We start from the raw sequence: 17120 nt of genomic DNA, 5'->3' as shown, positions 1-17120 counted from the left end.
TTTCGTCCTTTGAGGACGAAGGGCTTTTTTTGTTTCACGCAAACATGGATATCCATGTCCACGCCCGGAGGCTAAAACATTACGGGTTGGCAAAACTGATTAACAGTATCGGAGGTACGAAAATATGGATCAAAAACAAAACCAATCCCAGTTAGACATGCCGACGACGTATGATCCGAAGGCAGCCGAACAAAAATGGTATCCGTACTGGAAGGAAGGCGGCTTCTTTGAAGCTGGCAAACGACCGGACGCGGAGCCGTATACGATTGTTATTCCTCCACCAAACGTTACGGGAATGCTTCACATCGGCCATGCCCTTGATTTTACGCTGCAGGATATCCTGATTCGCGTAAAGCGGATGCAGGGTTATGATGCGTTGTGGTTGCCGGGCTCTGACCATGCAGGCATCGCCACGCAAACCAAGGTTGAGCAGAAGCTTCGCGAAGAAGGTGTTACCCGCTACGATCTGGGACGTGAAAAATTTCTGGAGAAAGTGTGGGAATGGAAGGATCTATATGCGAATACGATCCGTGACCAATGGTCCAAGATCGGCCTGTCCCTCGATTACTCCAGAGAGCGTTTCACGCTCGATGAGGGGTTGTCAGAAGCGGTTCGGGAAGTATTCGTCAAGCTCTATGATAAGGGGCTTATATATCGCGGCAAACGCATTATCAACTGGGACCCGGCTGCTCGCACGGCTTTGTCCGATATCGAAGTGGAGTACAAAGAGGTCAACGGCCATTTGTACCACTTGCAATACCCGCTGAAAGACGGCAGCGGCTCCATTACCGTAGCAACCACCCGCCCGGAGACCATGCTGGGTGATACGGCGGTAGCCGTTCATCCGGAAGATGAGCGCTATAAAGATATGATCGGCAAGACATTGGTCCTGCCTATTGTCGGCCGAGAAATTCCGGTTATCGCCGATGAGTACGTGGAGAAGGATTTCGGCAGCGGAGCGGTTAAAATTACGCCGGCCCATGATCCGAATGACTTCGAAATGGGTCTGAGACATGATCTGCCGCAAATCACCGTGATGGATGAATCCGGGACGATGAATGAATTTGCCGGCAAGTACCAGGGGCTTGACCGAGCAGAATGCCGCAAGCAGATCGTAAGCGACATGAAGGAATCGGGCGTGCTGCTTCGTATCGAAGATCATGTTCATCAGGTTGGCCATAGCGAAAGATCCGGCGCCGTTGTCGAGCCGTATCTGTCGACGCAGTGGTTCGTTAAGATGCAGCCGCTTGCGGAAGCAGTCGTTACTGCGCAGAAATCCGGCAAGGGCGTAAATTTCGTGCCTGACCGGTTCGAGAGAACCTACCTGCATTGGATGGAGAATGTGCGCGATTGGTGCATCTCCCGTCAATTGTGGTGGGGCCACCGGATTCCGGCCTGGTATTCCGAATCCACGGGCGAAGTGGTTGTTGCCATGAATGAAGAGGAAGCGCGCGCGAAGCTTGGCAAGGACGATCTGAGACAGGATGAGGATGTGCTGGATACCTGGTTCAGCTCGGCATTGTGGCCGTTCTCGACCATGGGCTGGCCGAATCTGGACAGTGAGGATTTCAAACGTTATTATCCGACAAGCGTTCTCGTAACGGGTTATGATATTATTCCGTTCTGGGTTTCGCGGATGATTTTCCAAGGGCTTGAATTTACGGATCAAATGCCGTTCAAAGATACGCTTATCCATGGTCTGGTTCGGGATAGCGAAGGCCGCAAGATGTCCAAGTCGCTCGGCAATGGTATCGATCCGCTCGAGGTTATTGAACAGTATGGCGCAGATGCCATGCGTTATATGATATCGACCGGCAGTACGCCGGGTCAGGATCTTCGATTCCGCTGGGAACGTGTGGAACAAGCGCGTAACTTCGCGAACAAGATCTGGAATGCGTCACGTTTTGCGCTCATGAATCTGGAGGGCTTCACGGCGGCGGATATCGACATTTCCGGAGAGCTGGGAACGGCCGACCGTTGGATTTTGCATCGTCTGAACGAAACTTCCCGCGACATTACGCGTCTAATTGATGCCTACGAATTTGGCGAAACCGGTCGACTGCTCTACAATTTCATCTGGGATGATCTGTGTGACTGGTATATTGAATTTGCTAAGCTGTCCCTGTACGGCGAGGATCAAGCGGCCAAGAAAAAGACGCAGTCGGTGCTTGCCTATGTGCTGGACCGCACGATGCGCTTGATCCACCCGTTCATGCCGTTCATTTCCGAAGAGATCTGGCAGCATTTGCCGCATGAAGGCGAGACGGTGATGTTGGCTTCATGGCCGACCTATGATGAGGCATTTGAGAATGCGGAAGCCGTTACAGAAATGAACCTGCTGATGGATGTCATCCGTGCTGTACGTAACATCCGGGCGGAAGTAAACGTACCGATGAGCAAAAAAGTAGAACTCCAGTTGAAGCCGGTAAGCGAGCAAATTGCTGGCATCATCGATCGCAATGCGGATTATATTCGCCGCTTCTGCAACACGTCGGAGTATCAATCCTCCCTTGCGCTTGAGGCGCCGGATAAGGCGATGACCGCCGTGGTAACAGGTGTTGAAATGTATCTGCCGCTTGCCGGGTTGATCGATATCGCTCAGGAGATCACGCGTCTGGAAAAGGAAATTCAGCACTTGAACAGCGAAGTCGAGCGTGTGGAGAAGAAGCTGAACAATCCTGGTTTCGTATCGAAAGCACCTGAAAAGGTGATTGAAGAAGAACGGGCGAAGCTTGCGGATTACTCGGACAAACGCAGTAAAGTGACTGCGCGCATCGAAGAACTGAGAGGCTAAAGGGCAAAATGAATCTGGACCAGAAGGTGAGAACGATGGTTGATCATTCGGCAGCTGCAGTGGCAGCTCCGTTCCATACCTATGAGGAAGCGGTAGCTTGGATCAACGGGCTGATTCCGTTTGGAATCCGCCCGGGCATGGATAGAATTCAGCGATTGATGGAGCTGCTCGGCCATCCGGAGCGGCGGTTAAAATTTATTCACGTGGCCGGAACGAATGGGAAAGGCTCCACATGCGCTTTTTTAACAAAGGTTCTGCTTCAAGGGGGATTCACGGTTGGCACCTACACGTCTCCCTATATTACGAAGTTTACCAATCGGTTTCAGTATAACGGCGAGGACATACCGGAAGAGACGCTGCTTGAACTCGCTAATCGCTTAGAACCGCTTGTAGCCGAAATTGCGGGCTCCGGGCTCGGATCGCCCACCATGTTTGAGGTGTCCACCGCCCTTGCGATACTGTATTACGCCGAGGTATCTTATCCGGACGTGGTGGTATGGGAGACGGGACTTGGCGGTCGCCTGGACGTGACCAATATCGTTCATCCCATCATTTCGGTGATCACGAATATCGGAATGGACCATACCGACGTCCTGGGTGATACCATTCAGGAGATCGCCACGGAAAAGGCTGGCATTATCAAGCCTGGAGTTCCTGTGGTGAGCACGGTAACTCAGCCGGAGGCAGTCGATATTCTGAAACAAACGGTAGTCAAAAACCGTACAAGTCTGTATCTCGTAGATGAACAGTTCTCCTATGAGCGGCTGCGTGGGGACGAAGAAAGCCAGACTTTCCGTTTTAAGGGTCCGTTCCGGAACATGGATCTGGACATCTCGATGCAGGGTGAGCACCAATGCGCCAATGCCGCGCTTGCGATGATGACGCTGGAAGTGCTTCGCCAGTATATGGCTTTCATCGTGGATGATGAAGAATTGCGCAGAGGGTTTAAGGATACTTTCTGGGCGGGAAGACTGGAACAAGTGCAGTCCTCCCCGCGGATTGTTCTCGATGGTGCGCACAACCCCGAAGGGGCTGAAACCTTGGCCAAGAGCTTGCCGCAGATTTATAAGTATCGGAAACTGAACTTAATGATGGGAATGCTGGCAAATAAGCATCATGAATCGTATTTGCAGCATATACTGCCAATAGTGGATACGCTTATCCTGACTGAACCGGATTTCCGGAAGAAACTGGACGCCAAGGCGCTTGGTGACATCGTAGAGCAGGTAAGGGAGAAATACGCCAAACATACACTGCAAATCATCATAGAACCAAATTGGAAAAACGCACTTGAAGAGTTGAAGTCACGGACGGAAGCGGAGGATCTTGGGGTGGTGTCGGGCACGTTGTACCTGATTGCCGACGTGCGTTCCAACCTCCTGGGCCTTTCCGATTCTGAAAAAGGTTGGTGATATCTGTTGAATACATCGGAACATGTTCATTTTATAGGAATTGGCGGCTACGGGATGAGCGCCATTGCAAGAGTTATGCTGGAGATGGGTTATAAAGTCACGGGTTCTGACGTGGCATCGCAAGAATTGACAGAAAAGCTGGCGGCCAAAGGCGCCAAAATATACATTGGACATACCGCCGAGCAAGTCCAGGGCGCGGACCTTGTAGTTTACTCGACGGCATTGTCCCAAGACAACGTGGAGCGGGTCGAAGCAGAGAAGCTGAACATTCCTGTCCTTCACCGTGCGCAGATGCTGGCGCGTCTTCTGAACGAACGCAAAGGGGTCGCCGTAGCGGGTGCGCATGGTAAGACAACCACTTCATCGATGATTGCGCTCGTAATGGAGGAATGCGGCGTCGATCCGACGTTTATCATCGGCGGGGAAATCATGAACGTTGGCACGAATGCCAAGGCCGGTGAAGGCGAGCACGTGGTGGCCGAAGCGGACGAGAGTGACGGTTCATTCCTTCAGTACCACCCTTGGCTCGGCGTTGTTCTGAATATTGAGGCCGATCACCTGGAGAATTACGAAGGGGATTTCAATCGTCTCAAGGCAGCATATGTACAATTCCTCAGCCAGATCAAGGCAGACGGTACGGCCGTGGTTTGCGCGGACGATAACAACATTCAGGCGATTTTGCCTGACCTAAAATGCAATGTGACGACATACGGCATTCACGCGGATGCAGAGTATACGGCAACGAATCTGGTGCTCGGCGACCGTCACGTCAGCTTCACCATGCTTCATAACGGCATGGAGCTGGGAACCGTGGAATTGTCCGTACCGGGTAAACACAATGTCTACAACGCCATGGCTACGGTGATTTGCTGCTTGAAAGGCGGAATCTCGTTCGAAGCGATTGTAGAGGCCATCGTCAAGTTCAACGGAGCTAAGCGCCGCTTCCAGGTGCTGGGCGAAGCTGAAGGCATTCTCGTGATTGACGACTATGCGCATCATCCGACGGAGATCGAGGCTACGATCAGTGCCGCCAAAGCTACCGGCAAACGGATTATTGCGGTATTTCAGCCGCAGCGGTATTCGAGGACCTTTTTCCTTCTGGATGCGTTTAGCCGCGCATTCGGGGAAGCGGACGAGGTGATCATTACCGATATTTATTCTCCCGCCGGCGAGAAGCAGATCGAGGGTATCAGTTCCGGTAAGCTGGTGGAGCTGATTGTCCAGAACAGCAATGCCGGTGCCCGCTATTTGCCTACCAAAGAAGATGTCCTGAGCGATCTCAAAGGTCGCGTAAAAGAAGGCGATCTGGTTCTGACGATGGGTGCGGGCGATATTTGGAAGGTCGGCGCTGCTTTAGCGGAGTCTATTAAAGGCAAGAAGTAAATGGATTGCAAGAATGCTTTGCCGCTTCGCTGCAGCAGGGGATTGCATGGGCTTTTGTCTTCGAACGGAGGCAAAGCAGCGGATCGATAAGTAGAATACAGGCTGATCAAGACACTTTCTTGATCAGCCTGTTTGTTTTGTTTTTCGCACACTCATAAGTTGCCAAGCTTGATCATATAGCTAGGTGTAGAAGGACAAGTGAGGTGTGTGGATATGAATAAAGCACGGATGACGATTCGTTTCGATCACGATCCGCCGAAGGACAGCTACAAGGATCATATGCGTGAGGAACGGGATTCGCATCAAAAAGTTCCAGCAAGACGCAATGATCAAGTTGATGACCGTCATCTCGCATTCGACGAGTTTGACACAACGACTGATCGGTTTACCGATGCGGGCAATTCGTTTGAACATAGGAGCAGCATCCAGCATGATCATCTGCGCGTCGTCCCGCCGCTCCGGGAGGAGGACACTCGGTATGTGAACGGACAAGATTGGAGAACATCGCGTCATACCCGGCCCAGGGGGCGATTAGCTGAGGAAAGAAGACGTATGGATCATGTCGAGGACGGGTCGTTCGGTGACGGGCTTGATCCTGCCGATACATATGACGATATGCGTGAGGTTGAGGATCTCAACGATCTTCATGATGACGCGTATTCCGGAAGAGTAGGCCCAGGCGCAAACGATTCGAATTGGAATCTCGGGCCCGAGAAGGATCTATATGAGTCACCTGCCGATGATTACGGTTATTATCGCTCGCGCAAGCCTACCTCCTTCTGGAAAATGGCCGTATCCGTGACCGCGGCTGTGGTTACGGGTTTGCTTTTTGGGTATATGGTGTTGTCCATGTTTAACGGCGGTAATGCAGGTGAGGATCCTGCCACGGGGCAGCTTGAAAGCAATGATGCAGTTAACCAAGCACCGGCTGATTCATCCGGGGGAACGGGAGCATCACTCGCACCAGAGTTAACTGAATCGACAGCACGCATTCCGGGTCAAATCTTCTATTTGCTTCAGTACGGTGTGTTCAGCACGCCGGAACGGGCAGAGCAGGCGAAAGGGGAGCTGCTGCAGTCCGGTATTGCGGCCGGGGGTGATTTGGATGAAGAGAACCGTGTTTATGCGGGCGTATCACCAGATCGCGAGCAGGCCAAGCTGCTCAGCAATCAGCTTAAAGCCGAAGGCGTCGAATTATACGTGAGGGAAATCGCACTGCCTAATAAAGAGTCGGCTGCCTTTGCGGGCGAGGAGCAGACGCTGACGGACTATTTTACAATAAGCGGGCAGCTGGTATCGGAGTTAAGTACGCTATCGGCATCGCTGCTGGGGCAGCAGGAGGCGGGCGCGGTGGCGTCAGAGAGTATGACTACAATCACAAATCTGCACCAGCAATGGATCCAATCGATGAAGCTGCTGTCCGCCGGCTTGGGTCCGGAGACCGGGGCAGTGCTGCCAGCGATGGAGCAATCCATGAACAGTTCGATCACAGCGCTCTCCGAATATAATAAAAATCAATCCAAGGGGCATTTGTGGGAGATTCAAACGGGCATGATGAACTATGTCATGGGCCAAAAGAAACTCCTGGATGGCCTATAAATTCAAATTTACGTCAAATCCGGCTCGGAACTGGAAATAGTTCCCCCTGCCGGATTTCTGTTTGTATTGCTTATCGATTCACCGTATAATAATTAGGGTGTCAAAATATGGCGAGGGAAGAGGATGCATGAAGAAAAACAAAGGAATGCTAATCTTGTTTTTGCTGCTGGGGTGGCTGACGGGAACATGGCTGGCCAAGGCGCTTCAACCTGTTAAGGCTTTGTCGTTTTTAACGTCGACTACACCGATTAAGTGGTCGCCTAGCGCTGATTTTGACATTATTCGTTATGACATTAACCTTGAACTTAACTTTTGCCTGCTCAGTCTGCTTGGCATTATAGCAGCGCTTTGGTTATACCGCAGGCTCTAAGACATGACAAAGGAGATTATCCCCCTTGAATGAGAAGAGAAACCGCCGTATCATATTGGCCTCCACCTCTCCTCGGCGTCAGGAATTGATTGCCTCCCTTCGTATCCCATTTGAGATTATGCCTAGTGAAGCTGACGAGGACACCCCGCATGGGTGGTCGCCAGAGCGAATTGTGGAGTCACTGGCACTACGTAAAGCGGAAGCGGTTCTCCGAAAGCTGACGGATGATCCGGGAGATGGTATCATTGTGGGAAGCGACACGATTGTAGTTGTCGATGATCTTGTCCTCGGGAAACCGGAGGATCATGCTGACGCGGCAAGGATGTTGTCCATGCTTCAAGGACGGGCTCACCTCGTGTACACGGGCGTGGCTTGTGTCGACCGGGAATCTGGTCGTACCAAGGTCGCTCATCGTGTGACAACCGTAAAGATGAAATCGTTAAGTGATGACGCGATCGCGGCTTATGTAAAGAGCGGGGAACCTGCTGACAAAGCGGGCTCGTATGCGATTCAAGGCTTGGGTGCAACCATCGTGGAAGGAATCGAAGGCGACTATTTTAACGTTGTCGGCCTGCCGCTTTCTCTGCTGTCGGACATGCTGTCTGAAATGGGGATGGATGTACTCACCGATTCATAGATATAGAACAACGGCATACGAAATGTAGGGGTATCCTGAAGTTTCGGTGACCTGCTGATTTAAATCTTAGAAAAGAGGGGAATATATGGAGTCGCCTACGCTATTGCTGCGCGACATCCCCCATGATGAACGACCAAGAGAGCGCATGATGCAATATGGGGCGAGCGCTTTAAGCCATGCAGAATTGCTGGCGATATTGCTTCGGACCGGAACCCGCCAGGAATCTGCCGTACATATAGCCCAGCGGCTGCTGGGGGAAGCAGGCGGCATCCGGCAGCTCGTTGATCTTAGCATTGAGGAAATTACGCAAATCAAAGGAATTGGAACCGCTAAGGCTGTTCAGCTGAAGGCTGGCATCGAGCTTGGACGGCGCTTGGCCGCATCGAGACATGTAGAGCCGGTTATTATTCGCAGTCCGCATGACGCGGCAGAACTGCTCAGTGAACAGATGCGCTATTTACAGAAAGAGCATTTTGTCTGTGTATTTTTAAATACGAAAAATCATGTCATTGCCCAGGAAACGTTATCGATGGGAAGCCTTAATGCTTCCATCGTTCATCCCCGCGAGGTGTTCAGAGCAGCCATCAAATGCAGCAGTGCATCCCTGGTGTGCGCGCATAACCATCCTAGCGGAGATCCGACGCCCAGCCCGGAAGACATATCGCTGACTGCACGCTTAGTGGAGGCAGGACAGATTGTCGGGATCGACGTACTGGATCATCTGATCATTGGGGACGGATCGTTTGTAAGTTTGAAGGAACGGGGCTTGATGTAATATAATAGTTCAGATTGACGAAGAAAGGGAGATACATCATGTTTGGTGGTTTTACGAAAGATTTGGGAATCGATTTGGGGACGGCAAATACGCTGGTTTATGTTCGTGGGAAAGGAATTGTCGTAAGAGAACCTTCCGTGGTTGCTCTGCGTACAGATACGAAGAGCATTGAAGCCGTCGGAGAATCGGCTAAGAAAATGATTGGACGCACACCAGGCAACATTCGTGCCATTCGTCCGATGAAGGACGGCGTCATCGCTGATTTTGATACAACGGCTACGATGATTAAATACTTTATTCGTCAGGCACAGAAGCAGCGTTCCATATTCCCCCGTCATCCGAACGTGATGGTATGCGTGCCTTCCGGCATTACGGCGGTAGAGCAGCGTGCGGTTGAAGATGCTACCAAGCAAGCGGGAGCACGCGAAGCTTACACGATCGAAGAGCCATTTGCAGCTGCAATCGGTGCCGATTTGCCTGTGTGGGAACCTACGGGCAGCATGGTCGTTGACATCGGCGGAGGCACGACAGAGGTTGCGGTCATTTCGCTTGGCGGCATTGTAACGAGCCGCTCTGTACGCGTTGCAGGCGATGAGATGGATGAGTCTATTATCTCCTATATCAAACGTCAATATAACTTGATGATCGGCGAGCGCACATCCGAGCTGCTTAAGATGGAAGTCGGTTCCGCCATGCCGCTGGAGACCGTGGAAACGATGGAAATTCGCGGCCGTGACTTGGTGACGGGGCTGCCGAAGACGATCACCATTACTTCAGATGAGATTAGCGAAGCGTTGGCAGATACCATTAATGCGATTGTTGAAGCGGTAAAGGTTACGCTTGAGAAATGTCCTCCGGAGCTTGCTGCGGATATTATGGACCGGGGCATCGTGCTTACGGGAGGCGGCGCATTGCTTCGCAACCTGGACAAGCTGCTCGCCGAAGAGACCGGCATGCCGGTAATCGTTGCAGAGAATCCGCTGGATTGCGTGGCCATTGGCACAGGTAAAGCGCTCGAGAACATTCACTTGTTTAAATCCCGGAGCAGCTCTGCCGTCCGTTCCAAACGGTAGAAATCAAAATAGAAGTGTAAACCCCTAATGTTGGGAGAGAAAACAGTAAGTTAGAGGGTGTTGCAACTGTTTAAGCTGCTAGGCAATAAGCGTTTGTTTATTATGCTCATCGGGCTGGTAGCGTTTATCGCTATTATGGGGTTTACGCTCGGTCCGAGAGCTTCTTTATCTTGGCCTGAAAAATTTGTCAAAGATACGGTCGGTTTTGTGCAAAGTGTGTTTTATAAGCCCGCTGCCTATATAGCGGGTTTCTTTGAAGATGTACGGAACATGAAGGAAATCTATGAAGAGAATGAGGAGCTGCGGAGAGCCGTGGCCCAATATTCTCGAGAGAGTGCGAATTACAACACGATGAAAGCTAATTACGAGAAGCTTCAAGAATTACAAGGTTTTACAGAGAACCAGAAAAATCGTTATAAATATGAATACCGTACTGCCCAGGTGCTAAGTGTTAATTCGGACCCCAATAATCGGACACTTGTCGTCGATCTGGGCGAGCGCGATGGGGTTCGTCCCAACATGTCGGTCACGACAGTGGACGGCATGGTCGGCATTATTAGCAACGTCAGCAATTTCACCTCAACGGTGAAGCTGTTGACAACGATGGACGCTCAGGATCCGAATCCACAGCCGATTTCGGTAACGGCGATCGGGAAAGAGGACAAAACGTTTGGCGTGGTCGAGAGCTATGATGAGAAGACCAACACGCTGCTCATGACGCGGATTTCGGAAGATGATCCGATTAAGGAAAAAGATAAGATCATTTCATCCGGTGCCGGAGGCGTTATTCCACAGGGTATGATCATCGGTGAAGTTATAAGCGTTCAGACGAGCCAATACGGTCAAAGCAGAACGGCGACGATCGAACCGGCGGCCAAGTTTGATGACTGGAAATATCTGATCATCGTCTTTACGCCTGAGGAGCCGGAATAAGATGGCGCGTAAACAAATTCTGGTCCTGCTGCTGTTCGTGCTGTTTATTCTGCAGGGCACGGTGGTTTTCTGGTTAACGCCAAGCTCGCTGCAGCTTCAGATTTATCCTAATTTCGTGTTGGTTTGCTTGTTTTTTGTATCGATTTATTATCATCGCCACACGGGGCTGGTGCTCGGACTCCTGTTCGGCATGCTTCACGATATCGTGTATTACGGCGAGATGATTGGCACTTATTCGTTTGCTATGGGCGTATCCGCGTATTTGGTGGGGCTTGTTTTCAAGTCCCCGCGGGCGCCGCTGCCCATGATGATGACCATTGTCATTCTGGGGAGCCTGTTGTTTGACAGTACGCTTTTTGGCATATATAAGGTGTTTCGACTCAATCCGACTTCTTATAATTGGTCACTGCTTCATCATATGCTACCCAATCTCCTTGTTCATTTTGCCTTTGCTCTGGCGATTTACGTTCCTCTTCGCAAGCAGATTGAGTTGGTTACGAAGAATCAGAGAAGGAAGGCATCCTGAACCCTCCATTATGACATTTTACTAGACTAGCAGGAACTTGAAGGTTTGAGCGCGAAATGTATAGGGATGGGAGGGACAGGCTTATGGCTGTAAAATCCAATCATGTGACGATTAAGGGCATCAAAGATGGCCTGGTATTCCTGCTTGATGACCAGTGTGAGCTGGAGGAGCTGCTCGGCGAGCTGCGCTATAAGCTGGAGCACAGTCATCAGAATATTTTGACCGGACCTATCATTCATGTGGATGTGAAGCTGGGTTCCCGGCAAATTTCCGAAGAAGAGAAGCAGACGATTCTTGACATATTGAAGCAAAAGGGCAACCTGTTGATACGTAATGTGGAATCGCCACCGATTGAGTCGGAGCTCATACCAGAGGAGAAGCTTACGCTTAAGACAGGGATGGTGCGTTCCGGACAGGTGCTGCATCATGACGGCGATCTCTTGTTCCTCGGCGATGTGAATCCCGGCGGAACCATAACGTGCACCGGTGATATCTACATATTGGGAGCTCTGCGCGGAACCGCGCATGCCGGTGTAGAGGGCAACGAGGAAGCGATTATAGCGGCTTCGTATTTTGCCCCTACCCAGCTCCGTATCTCCCAGATGATCAGCAGACCGCCGGATGAATGGGAGACGCGGGAAACGGTCATGGAATTTGCGTATTTGAAGGACGGTAGCATGGAGATCGATAAGATCAGCAACATCTCACGTTTGGGTCGGGATTTTAATGTGTTTAAAGGGGTGTAGAACATGGGAGAGGCAATCGTCGTAACTTCAGGTAAAGGCGGAGTCGGTAAAACGACGACATCGGCGAACATCGGCACAGCTTTGGCACTGCTCGGAAAAAAAGTGTGTCTGGTTGATACGGACATCGGTCTTCGTAATTTGGATGTCGTGATGGGCCTGGAAAACCGGATTATATACGATTTGTGCGACGTTGCAGAAGGGCGATGCCGACTTAACCAGGCGCTGATCAAGGACAAGCGCTTCGATGAGCTGTATATGCTTCCTGCAGCCCAGACCAAAGACAAGAATGCTGTTTCTCCGGAGCAGGTGAAAGATATCGTACTTGAATTGAAAAAGGAATTCGAATACGTCATTATCGATTGTCCGGCTGGAATCGAGCAAGGATTTAAGAATGCCATTGCCGGTGCAGATAAAGCGATTGTGGTTACAACGCCCGAGAATGCGGCCGTGCGGGATGCGGATCGGATTATCGGCTTGCTGGAGAGCTCTCATGTAGAGTCTCCGAAGCTTGTTGTAAACCGGATTCGCCCGAACATGGTGAAATCCGGCGACATGCTGGAGATTGAAGATGTGCTGCAGGTGCTGAACATTGATCTGATCGGGATCGTCCCCGATGATGAAATGGTCATTAAAGCGGCCAATATCGGGGAGCCTACGGTGATGAATCCAGACTCTCAGGCAGCCATCGCCTATAGAAACATCGCCCGGCGTATTCTGGGTGATACCGTTCCTTTGATGCAAATCCATCAGAAAAAAGGAATGTTCACCAAATTCAAAAAGTTTTTTGGAATGGGTTAAAGGCTTTAACACGAACCGGTGCCGGGAGGCATCGGTTTTTTTGTTCTGTTCGCCTCTTTAATAGGGCTTGTTCTAAATATCTTTCATCTCCTCATAGGATAGAGTAAGAAAACAAGCCCCAAGGGGGAGAGAACAATGGACATCAAAACTTCAGTTAAGAACCGAAGAGAAGCCCGCATTCGCGAGCTGCTGGAAGGGGAAGCGTCACCGGCGCCGCATGATAAGTCGTCATGGGGGCCCGTTCCCGAGAAACAGCCTGCCCATCCCAATCTTCACAAGACAGGCTTTATACAGGAGCACAGGGCGAACCCATCCCCGCTTCTTGCAGAGAGTGAACCGGATCCCGAGCGGCTTTGGAAGCAAGGGCACCGCGGTTGGTATGGTGCGCTGGATCCCGGTGATCCAGGGGAACCGCCAAGAAAAGCTTCGTTTCTGTCGGGCTTGGTGCGTCGTGTCATCGTCAGTGCGCTGGTGTTTGGATTGGCATGGGGGGTATTTTCGTTTCAGCACCCATGGGCTCTTCGCACGCAAGCTTTTATCGTTGAGGGGCTGAGCCATGAGATGGATTTCCAGGCAGCGCAGGTATGGTACGAGGAGCATTTTGGAAGCGCGCCTTCCTTCATTCCGATTTTTGGACAAACCGACGAGCACTCGACGAAGGTGAATGCCGGGACTTCTTTAGTTCCTCCGCTTTCCGGAAAGGTGGTCCAATCCTTTGCTGTGGATCTGAAAGGCATCGTTTTGGAAGCCGGAGGGGGTTCTTTAGCAGACCGAGCGGTTAAGAGTATAGAGACCGGACGCGTGCTTGAGATTAAAGAACATCCTGAGAATGGGATCACCATTCTCATACAGCATACAGGAGAGAGAACGGCGATATACAGCAGGCTGGCAGAAACGGGACTTAAGGTAAACGATTGGGTCCAAGGTGGAGATATTGTCGGCACATTGGCGTCTTCAGGCGCAGGCAGCCCGCCCTCCCTTTATTTCGAACTGAAAGAGGGGGATCGAGGTATCGATCCGGCGGAAGTGATTCCGTTTGATTAAGTTTAAGGGAACGGTATTGTCGCTGCATCCTCTCTTTGTTATTGTCATGCTGGCCTCCGTATTCACCGGTCGCTTTTTGGAATTGCTGACCCTGTTTATTATCGTGTTTATTCATGAATTGGGACACGCCGCCGCAGCGGCAGCGATGGGGTTCAAGGTACGAGCCATTCAGATGCTGCCGTTCGGCGGCGTTGCTGTCATTGAAGATGACGGCAGGATGACTGCAATGAAGGAAATCATCATTGCGCTTGCGGGTCCGCTGCAAAATGTCATCATGATTGGAATTACCCTGGTGTGCAGATGGGCGGGGTGGGGAGATGAGCAGCTGTTGTCTTATATCATTCAGGGGAATCTCATCATCGCGCTGTTTAACCTTCTCCCGATTCTTCCGCTGGACGGGGGCAAAGTGCTGCAAGCCGTCATCAGCTTGCTCGCCCCATATCATGCGACCTTGCTGTGGGCTTCCCGCGCTGGCATTTTGTGCAGCCTCATCATGATCGGATATGGCTTGCAGCCGTTATTTTCCGGCGGCGGTATTCGTTTAAATGTGCTGATGATCGGCCTCTTTTTAGCGTATTCCAATTTTGAAGACTATCGGAATGTGCATTACCGGTTTTTAAGATTTTTGGTCAATCGGAGCGAGATTTATGAACGAAATTTGGATGGACTCGGTCCTGCGCAGCCAATCGTTGCAGATTCTTCGAAACCTTTGGATGATATTATGCGTCTATTTAAACGAGAGAAGTATCATCTGATTTATGTTATGAGCGGACGAGGCAGCCTGCTTGCCGTTGTTCCGGAGCAGCATGTGATTTCTTCTTATTTTGCATCAAATGGTCCGCCCTGGTATGCGTAAATCGTAAACACCATGAGGAAGACGCAGGGCGGGCCATGATTCTTTATCCATTCATATCATCTGAGATTGTGTTAGGATAAAAAATAGAATATCGTCTTCCATTTGAGGGGTGAAGCCATGAGGCAAATGATAGTTCATTGTGAACATGAGACCATTCAGATGGCCCTCATCGAAGATGGGAGGTTAGCAGAATTCGCCGTTGAGCGGAGTCGTGAGCAAAGTGTAGTCGGCAGTTTTTATAAGGGCAGGGTCGTAAATGTGCTGCCGGGGATGCAGGCGGCTTTTGTAGATATCGGGCTGAAAAAGAATGCATTTTTATATATTGATGATGTGCTCCATCCTCATTTAGAGAAGCAGCCCAAGCAGAAGCCATCCATCTCGGAGCTGCTAACGGTAGGCCAGGAATTGATCGTGCAGGTGATGAAGGAACCGAGAGGCGGCAAGGGGGCGCGGGTCACTACCCATTTTTCGCTGCCTGGCAGATGCATGGTGTACATGCCTACTGCGGATTATGTTGCCGTCTCCAAGAAAATTGGACGTGATGCGGAGAGAGCAAGGCTGAAGAGTATCGGCGAGCAGCTTCGCACGGATGAAGAGGGGATCATTATCCGAACGGTATCGGAGGACGAGCCTCTGGAATTCCTTAAGGGAGATCTTGAGTATCTGCGAAAAGAGTGGGCGCGAATCCTCGACAAGGCCGAGCTTTCTTCTGCTCCGGCGCTGCTTCATCGCGATTTAGGTCTGCTGCAGCGTTTTCTCCGCGATGCCTTTGATCCGCTTCATGATGAACTTGTGATCGACAGCAAGCTTAAAGGCGAGGAGACCAAAAGCTATCTGAAGGAAACCGTCCCTGGTATGGAGCCCAAGGTTACATATTACTCGGAAGGAAGTCCGATTTTTCAAGCTTACGGGTTGGACGAGCAGATGAGAGCCGGCTTTGCAAGGAAAATCACGCTTCCGGAAGGTGTGACCATCGTTGTTGATCAGACGGAAGCCATGACCATCATGGATGTCAACACAGCCAAATATATCGGTGGCGATAATTTCGAGGAAACGGTGCTGAAGACGAATCTTCTGGCGGCAGAGCAGATTGCAAGAATTCTGCGGCTCTGGGATATCGGAGGCATTATCATCGTTGATTTCATCGACATGGATCGTGACGAGTACCGGGAGCAGGTTGTTTCTGCCATGGAGGCTGTAATGTGCAAGGACCGCACCAAAAGCTTTGTGGTGGGCTGGACCAAGCTGGGACTGCTGGAAATGACCCGCAAAAAAGCCAGGGAAAGCTCTTCGCTCCCATTTGCCAAGCCTTGCGGGGCTTGCGGGGGCAGAGGTGTTGTTGTCGAACAATGATGTTGACGGTGACCATGGATTATGATATTATCATTGGGTATGTGTCTAGTGATGGTTTGCTGCACATGCTGTAACCGCTCCGGTTGGGTTACCAAGGACGTTCCGATTGGGACGGACACCTTATACTAGGCGAGTCTGAGACATAGGGAGGTGCAAGCAAATGTACGCTATTATCGAAACAGGTGGTAAACAATACAAAGTTCAAGAGGGCGACGTATTGTTCATCGAGAAGCTGACTGCAGGTGACGGCGAGAGCGTGACTTTCGACCGTGTACTGGCCGTATCCAAAGAGGACGGGTTGGTAGCAGGTACGCCGGTTGTTTCCGGTGCGACTGTAACTGCAAAGGTAGAGAAGCACGGTAAAGGCCGTAAGGTCGTTGTATACAAATACAAGCCGAAGAAGAACTACCACAAGAAGCAAGGTCATCGTCAACCTTACACTAAAGTAACCATCGAGAAAATCCAAGCGTAAGTAGGTGCGGTAATTGATTACTGTACAAGTGCTGCGCGGGGGAGATGGACGGATCCATAGCTTTAAGGTGACGGGGCACGCGGGATATGCCAATCCTGGAGAAGATATTGTATGTGCTGGAGTTTCCAGCATTACAGTGGGAACGGTCAATTCCATTGAAGCGTTAACCGGAACTGTTATGGAGACCCGGATGAAGGGCGGCTTTCTTAGTGCGAATCTTCCGCCGACGGCAAACGACTCCGTCTCGGGACAAGTTCAACTGCTTCTCGAATCCATGGTTGTTATGTTACAGGGAATTGCCGATTCATACGGCAAGTATATAAGAATACAGGAATTGACTACTTGAAGA

The 17120-nt window shown here is 50.9% G+C and carries 17 protein-coding genes and 1 other annotated feature (1 of these 18 only partly in view); all 17 genes read left to right on the top strand.

The annotated features are described in order from the left end of the window. Window positions 1-13: a binding site (T-box leader), on the top strand; it begins 287 nt to the left of the window's first position. A 111-nt stretch (window positions 14-124) separates the two neighbouring features. The 17 genes from AK95_RS29140 to AK95_RS29060 all read left to right on the top strand — a co-directional run bounded on the left by AK95_RS29140 (window position 125) and on the right by AK95_RS29060 (window position 17117). Further along, the gene (locus AK95_RS29140) at window positions 125-2794 is read left to right on the top strand and encodes a valine--tRNA ligase (protein ID WP_071223418.1); all 2670 of its coding nucleotides are present in this window, start codon (window positions 125-127) and stop codon (window positions 2792-2794) included. An 8-nt stretch (window positions 2795-2802) separates the two neighbouring features. Continuing rightward, a complete protein-coding gene (locus tag AK95_RS29135) occupies window positions 2803-4206 on the top strand; it encodes a bifunctional folylpolyglutamate synthase/dihydrofolate synthase (protein ID WP_071223417.1) in 1404 nt (467 codons plus the stop codon). Between the two features lie 6 nt (window positions 4207-4212). Then, window positions 4213-5589, top strand: a complete 1377-nt coding sequence (gene murC / locus AK95_RS29130) for a UDP-N-acetylmuramate--L-alanine ligase (protein ID WP_071223416.1) — start codon at window positions 4213-4215, stop codon at window positions 5587-5589. A 213-nt stretch (window positions 5590-5802) separates the two neighbouring features. Continuing rightward, on the top strand, window positions 5803-7188 hold the full coding sequence (locus AK95_RS29125; RefSeq protein WP_071223644.1) for an SPOR domain-containing protein: 1386 nt from the start codon (window positions 5803-5805) through the stop codon (window positions 7186-7188). 127 nt (window positions 7189-7315) lie between these two features. Next, window positions 7316-7558: a DUF4321 domain-containing protein gene (locus tag AK95_RS29120; RefSeq protein ID WP_071223415.1), complete on the top strand. Its 243-nt coding sequence runs from the start codon at window positions 7316-7318 to the stop codon at window positions 7556-7558. Between the two features lie 25 nt (window positions 7559-7583). Then, complete coding sequence (locus tag AK95_RS29115; RefSeq protein ID WP_071223414.1) at window positions 7584-8195, top strand: Maf family protein; 612 nt, start codon at window positions 7584-7586, stop codon at window positions 8193-8195. Between the two features lie 85 nt (window positions 8196-8280). Beyond that, window positions 8281-8970: a RadC family protein gene (radC, locus tag AK95_RS29110; RefSeq protein ID WP_009593994.1), complete on the top strand. Its 690-nt coding sequence runs from the start codon at window positions 8281-8283 to the stop codon at window positions 8968-8970. A 38-nt stretch (window positions 8971-9008) separates the two neighbouring features. Beyond that, the gene (locus AK95_RS29105; RefSeq protein WP_071223413.1) at window positions 9009-10043 is read left to right on the top strand and encodes a rod shape-determining protein; all 1035 of its coding nucleotides are present in this window, start codon (window positions 9009-9011) and stop codon (window positions 10041-10043) included. 57 nt (window positions 10044-10100) lie between these two features. Beyond that, on the top strand, window positions 10101-10976 hold the full coding sequence (gene mreC / locus AK95_RS29100; protein WP_071223412.1) for a rod shape-determining protein MreC: 876 nt from the start codon (window positions 10101-10103) through the stop codon (window positions 10974-10976). A 1-nt stretch (window position 10977) separates the two neighbouring features. Beyond that, complete coding sequence (gene mreD / locus AK95_RS29095) at window positions 10978-11502, top strand: rod shape-determining protein MreD (RefSeq protein WP_071223411.1); 525 nt, start codon at window positions 10978-10980, stop codon at window positions 11500-11502. Window positions 11503-11585: 83 nt separating this feature from the next. Further along, window positions 11586-12248 (top strand): septum site-determining protein MinC, encoded by a 663-nt coding sequence (locus AK95_RS29090; protein WP_071223410.1) that lies wholly within the window; start codon window positions 11586-11588, stop codon window positions 12246-12248. A gap of 3 nt (window positions 12249-12251) precedes the next feature. Beyond that, window positions 12252-13046: a septum site-determining protein MinD gene (minD, locus tag AK95_RS29085; protein WP_009594006.1), complete on the top strand. Its 795-nt coding sequence runs from the start codon at window positions 12252-12254 to the stop codon at window positions 13044-13046. A gap of 135 nt (window positions 13047-13181) precedes the next feature. Beyond that, window positions 13182-14090 (top strand): M23 family metallopeptidase, encoded by a 909-nt coding sequence (locus AK95_RS29080; protein ID WP_071223409.1) that lies wholly within the window; start codon window positions 13182-13184, stop codon window positions 14088-14090. Then, window positions 14083-14946 carry a M50 family metallopeptidase gene (locus tag AK95_RS29075; RefSeq protein WP_071223408.1) on the top strand — a complete coding sequence of 288 codons (864 nt, stop codon included), beginning with the start codon at window positions 14083-14085 and terminating at the stop codon, window positions 14944-14946. Before AK95_RS29080 ends, AK95_RS29075 begins: the two co-directional genes overlap by 8 nt. Window positions 14947-15063: 117 nt before the next feature. Beyond that, window positions 15064-16299 carry an Rne/Rng family ribonuclease gene (locus tag AK95_RS29070; RefSeq protein WP_071223407.1) on the top strand — a complete coding sequence of 412 codons (1236 nt, stop codon included), beginning with the start codon at window positions 15064-15066 and terminating at the stop codon, window positions 16297-16299. A gap of 160 nt (window positions 16300-16459) precedes the next feature. Further along, the gene (gene rplU / locus AK95_RS29065) at window positions 16460-16771 is read left to right on the top strand and encodes a 50S ribosomal protein L21 (protein ID WP_006208810.1); all 312 of its coding nucleotides are present in this window, start codon (window positions 16460-16462) and stop codon (window positions 16769-16771) included. A 13-nt stretch (window positions 16772-16784) separates the two neighbouring features. Then, window positions 16785-17117, top strand: a complete 333-nt coding sequence (locus tag AK95_RS29060) for a ribosomal-processing cysteine protease Prp (RefSeq protein WP_071223406.1) — start codon at window positions 16785-16787, stop codon at window positions 17115-17117. Window positions 17118-17120 lie beyond the last annotated feature (3 nt).

Source organism: Paenibacillus sp. LC231 (assembly GCF_001860525.1).
In the GTDB taxonomy this organism is placed as follows: domain Bacteria; phylum Bacillota; class Bacilli; order Paenibacillales; family Paenibacillaceae; genus Paenibacillus_AQ.
Note: the sequence above shows the minus strand (reverse complement) of the source record. Positions and strands in the feature narration are given on the sequence as shown.

Excerpts from the sequence above, each read along its gene's own strand:
- minD (WP_009594006.1), top strand. The coding sequence starts at position 12,252 with ATGGGAGAGGCAATCGTCGTAACTTCAGGTAAAGGCGGAGTCGGTAAA.
- rplU (WP_006208810.1), top strand. The coding sequence starts at position 16,460 with ATGTACGCTATTATCGAAACAGGTGGTAAACAATACAAAGTTCAAGAG.
- AK95_RS29125 (WP_071223644.1), top strand. The coding sequence starts at position 5,803 with ATGAATAAAGCACGGATGACGATTCGTTTCGATCACGATCCGCCGAAG.
- radC (WP_009593994.1), top strand. The coding sequence starts at position 8,281 with ATGGAGTCGCCTACGCTATTGCTGCGCGACATCCCCCATGATGAACGA.
- mreD (WP_071223411.1), top strand. The coding sequence starts at position 10,978 with ATGGCGCGTAAACAAATTCTGGTCCTGCTGCTGTTCGTGCTGTTTATT.
- AK95_RS29120 (WP_071223415.1), top strand. The coding sequence starts at position 7,316 with ATGAAGAAAAACAAAGGAATGCTAATCTTGTTTTTGCTGCTGGGGTGG.
- AK95_RS29080 (WP_071223409.1), top strand. The coding sequence starts at position 13,182 with ATGGACATCAAAACTTCAGTTAAGAACCGAAGAGAAGCCCGCATTCGC.
- AK95_RS29135 (WP_071223417.1), top strand. The coding sequence starts at position 2,803 with ATGAATCTGGACCAGAAGGTGAGAACGATGGTTGATCATTCGGCAGCT.
- AK95_RS29105 (WP_071223413.1), top strand. The coding sequence starts at position 9,009 with ATGTTTGGTGGTTTTACGAAAGATTTGGGAATCGATTTGGGGACGGCA.
- AK95_RS29090 (WP_071223410.1), top strand. The coding sequence starts at position 11,586 with ATGGCTGTAAAATCCAATCATGTGACGATTAAGGGCATCAAAGATGGC.
- AK95_RS29140 (WP_071223418.1), top strand. The coding sequence starts at position 125 with ATGGATCAAAAACAAAACCAATCCCAGTTAGACATGCCGACGACGTAT.
- AK95_RS29070 (WP_071223407.1), top strand. The coding sequence starts at position 15,064 with ATGAGGCAAATGATAGTTCATTGTGAACATGAGACCATTCAGATGGCC.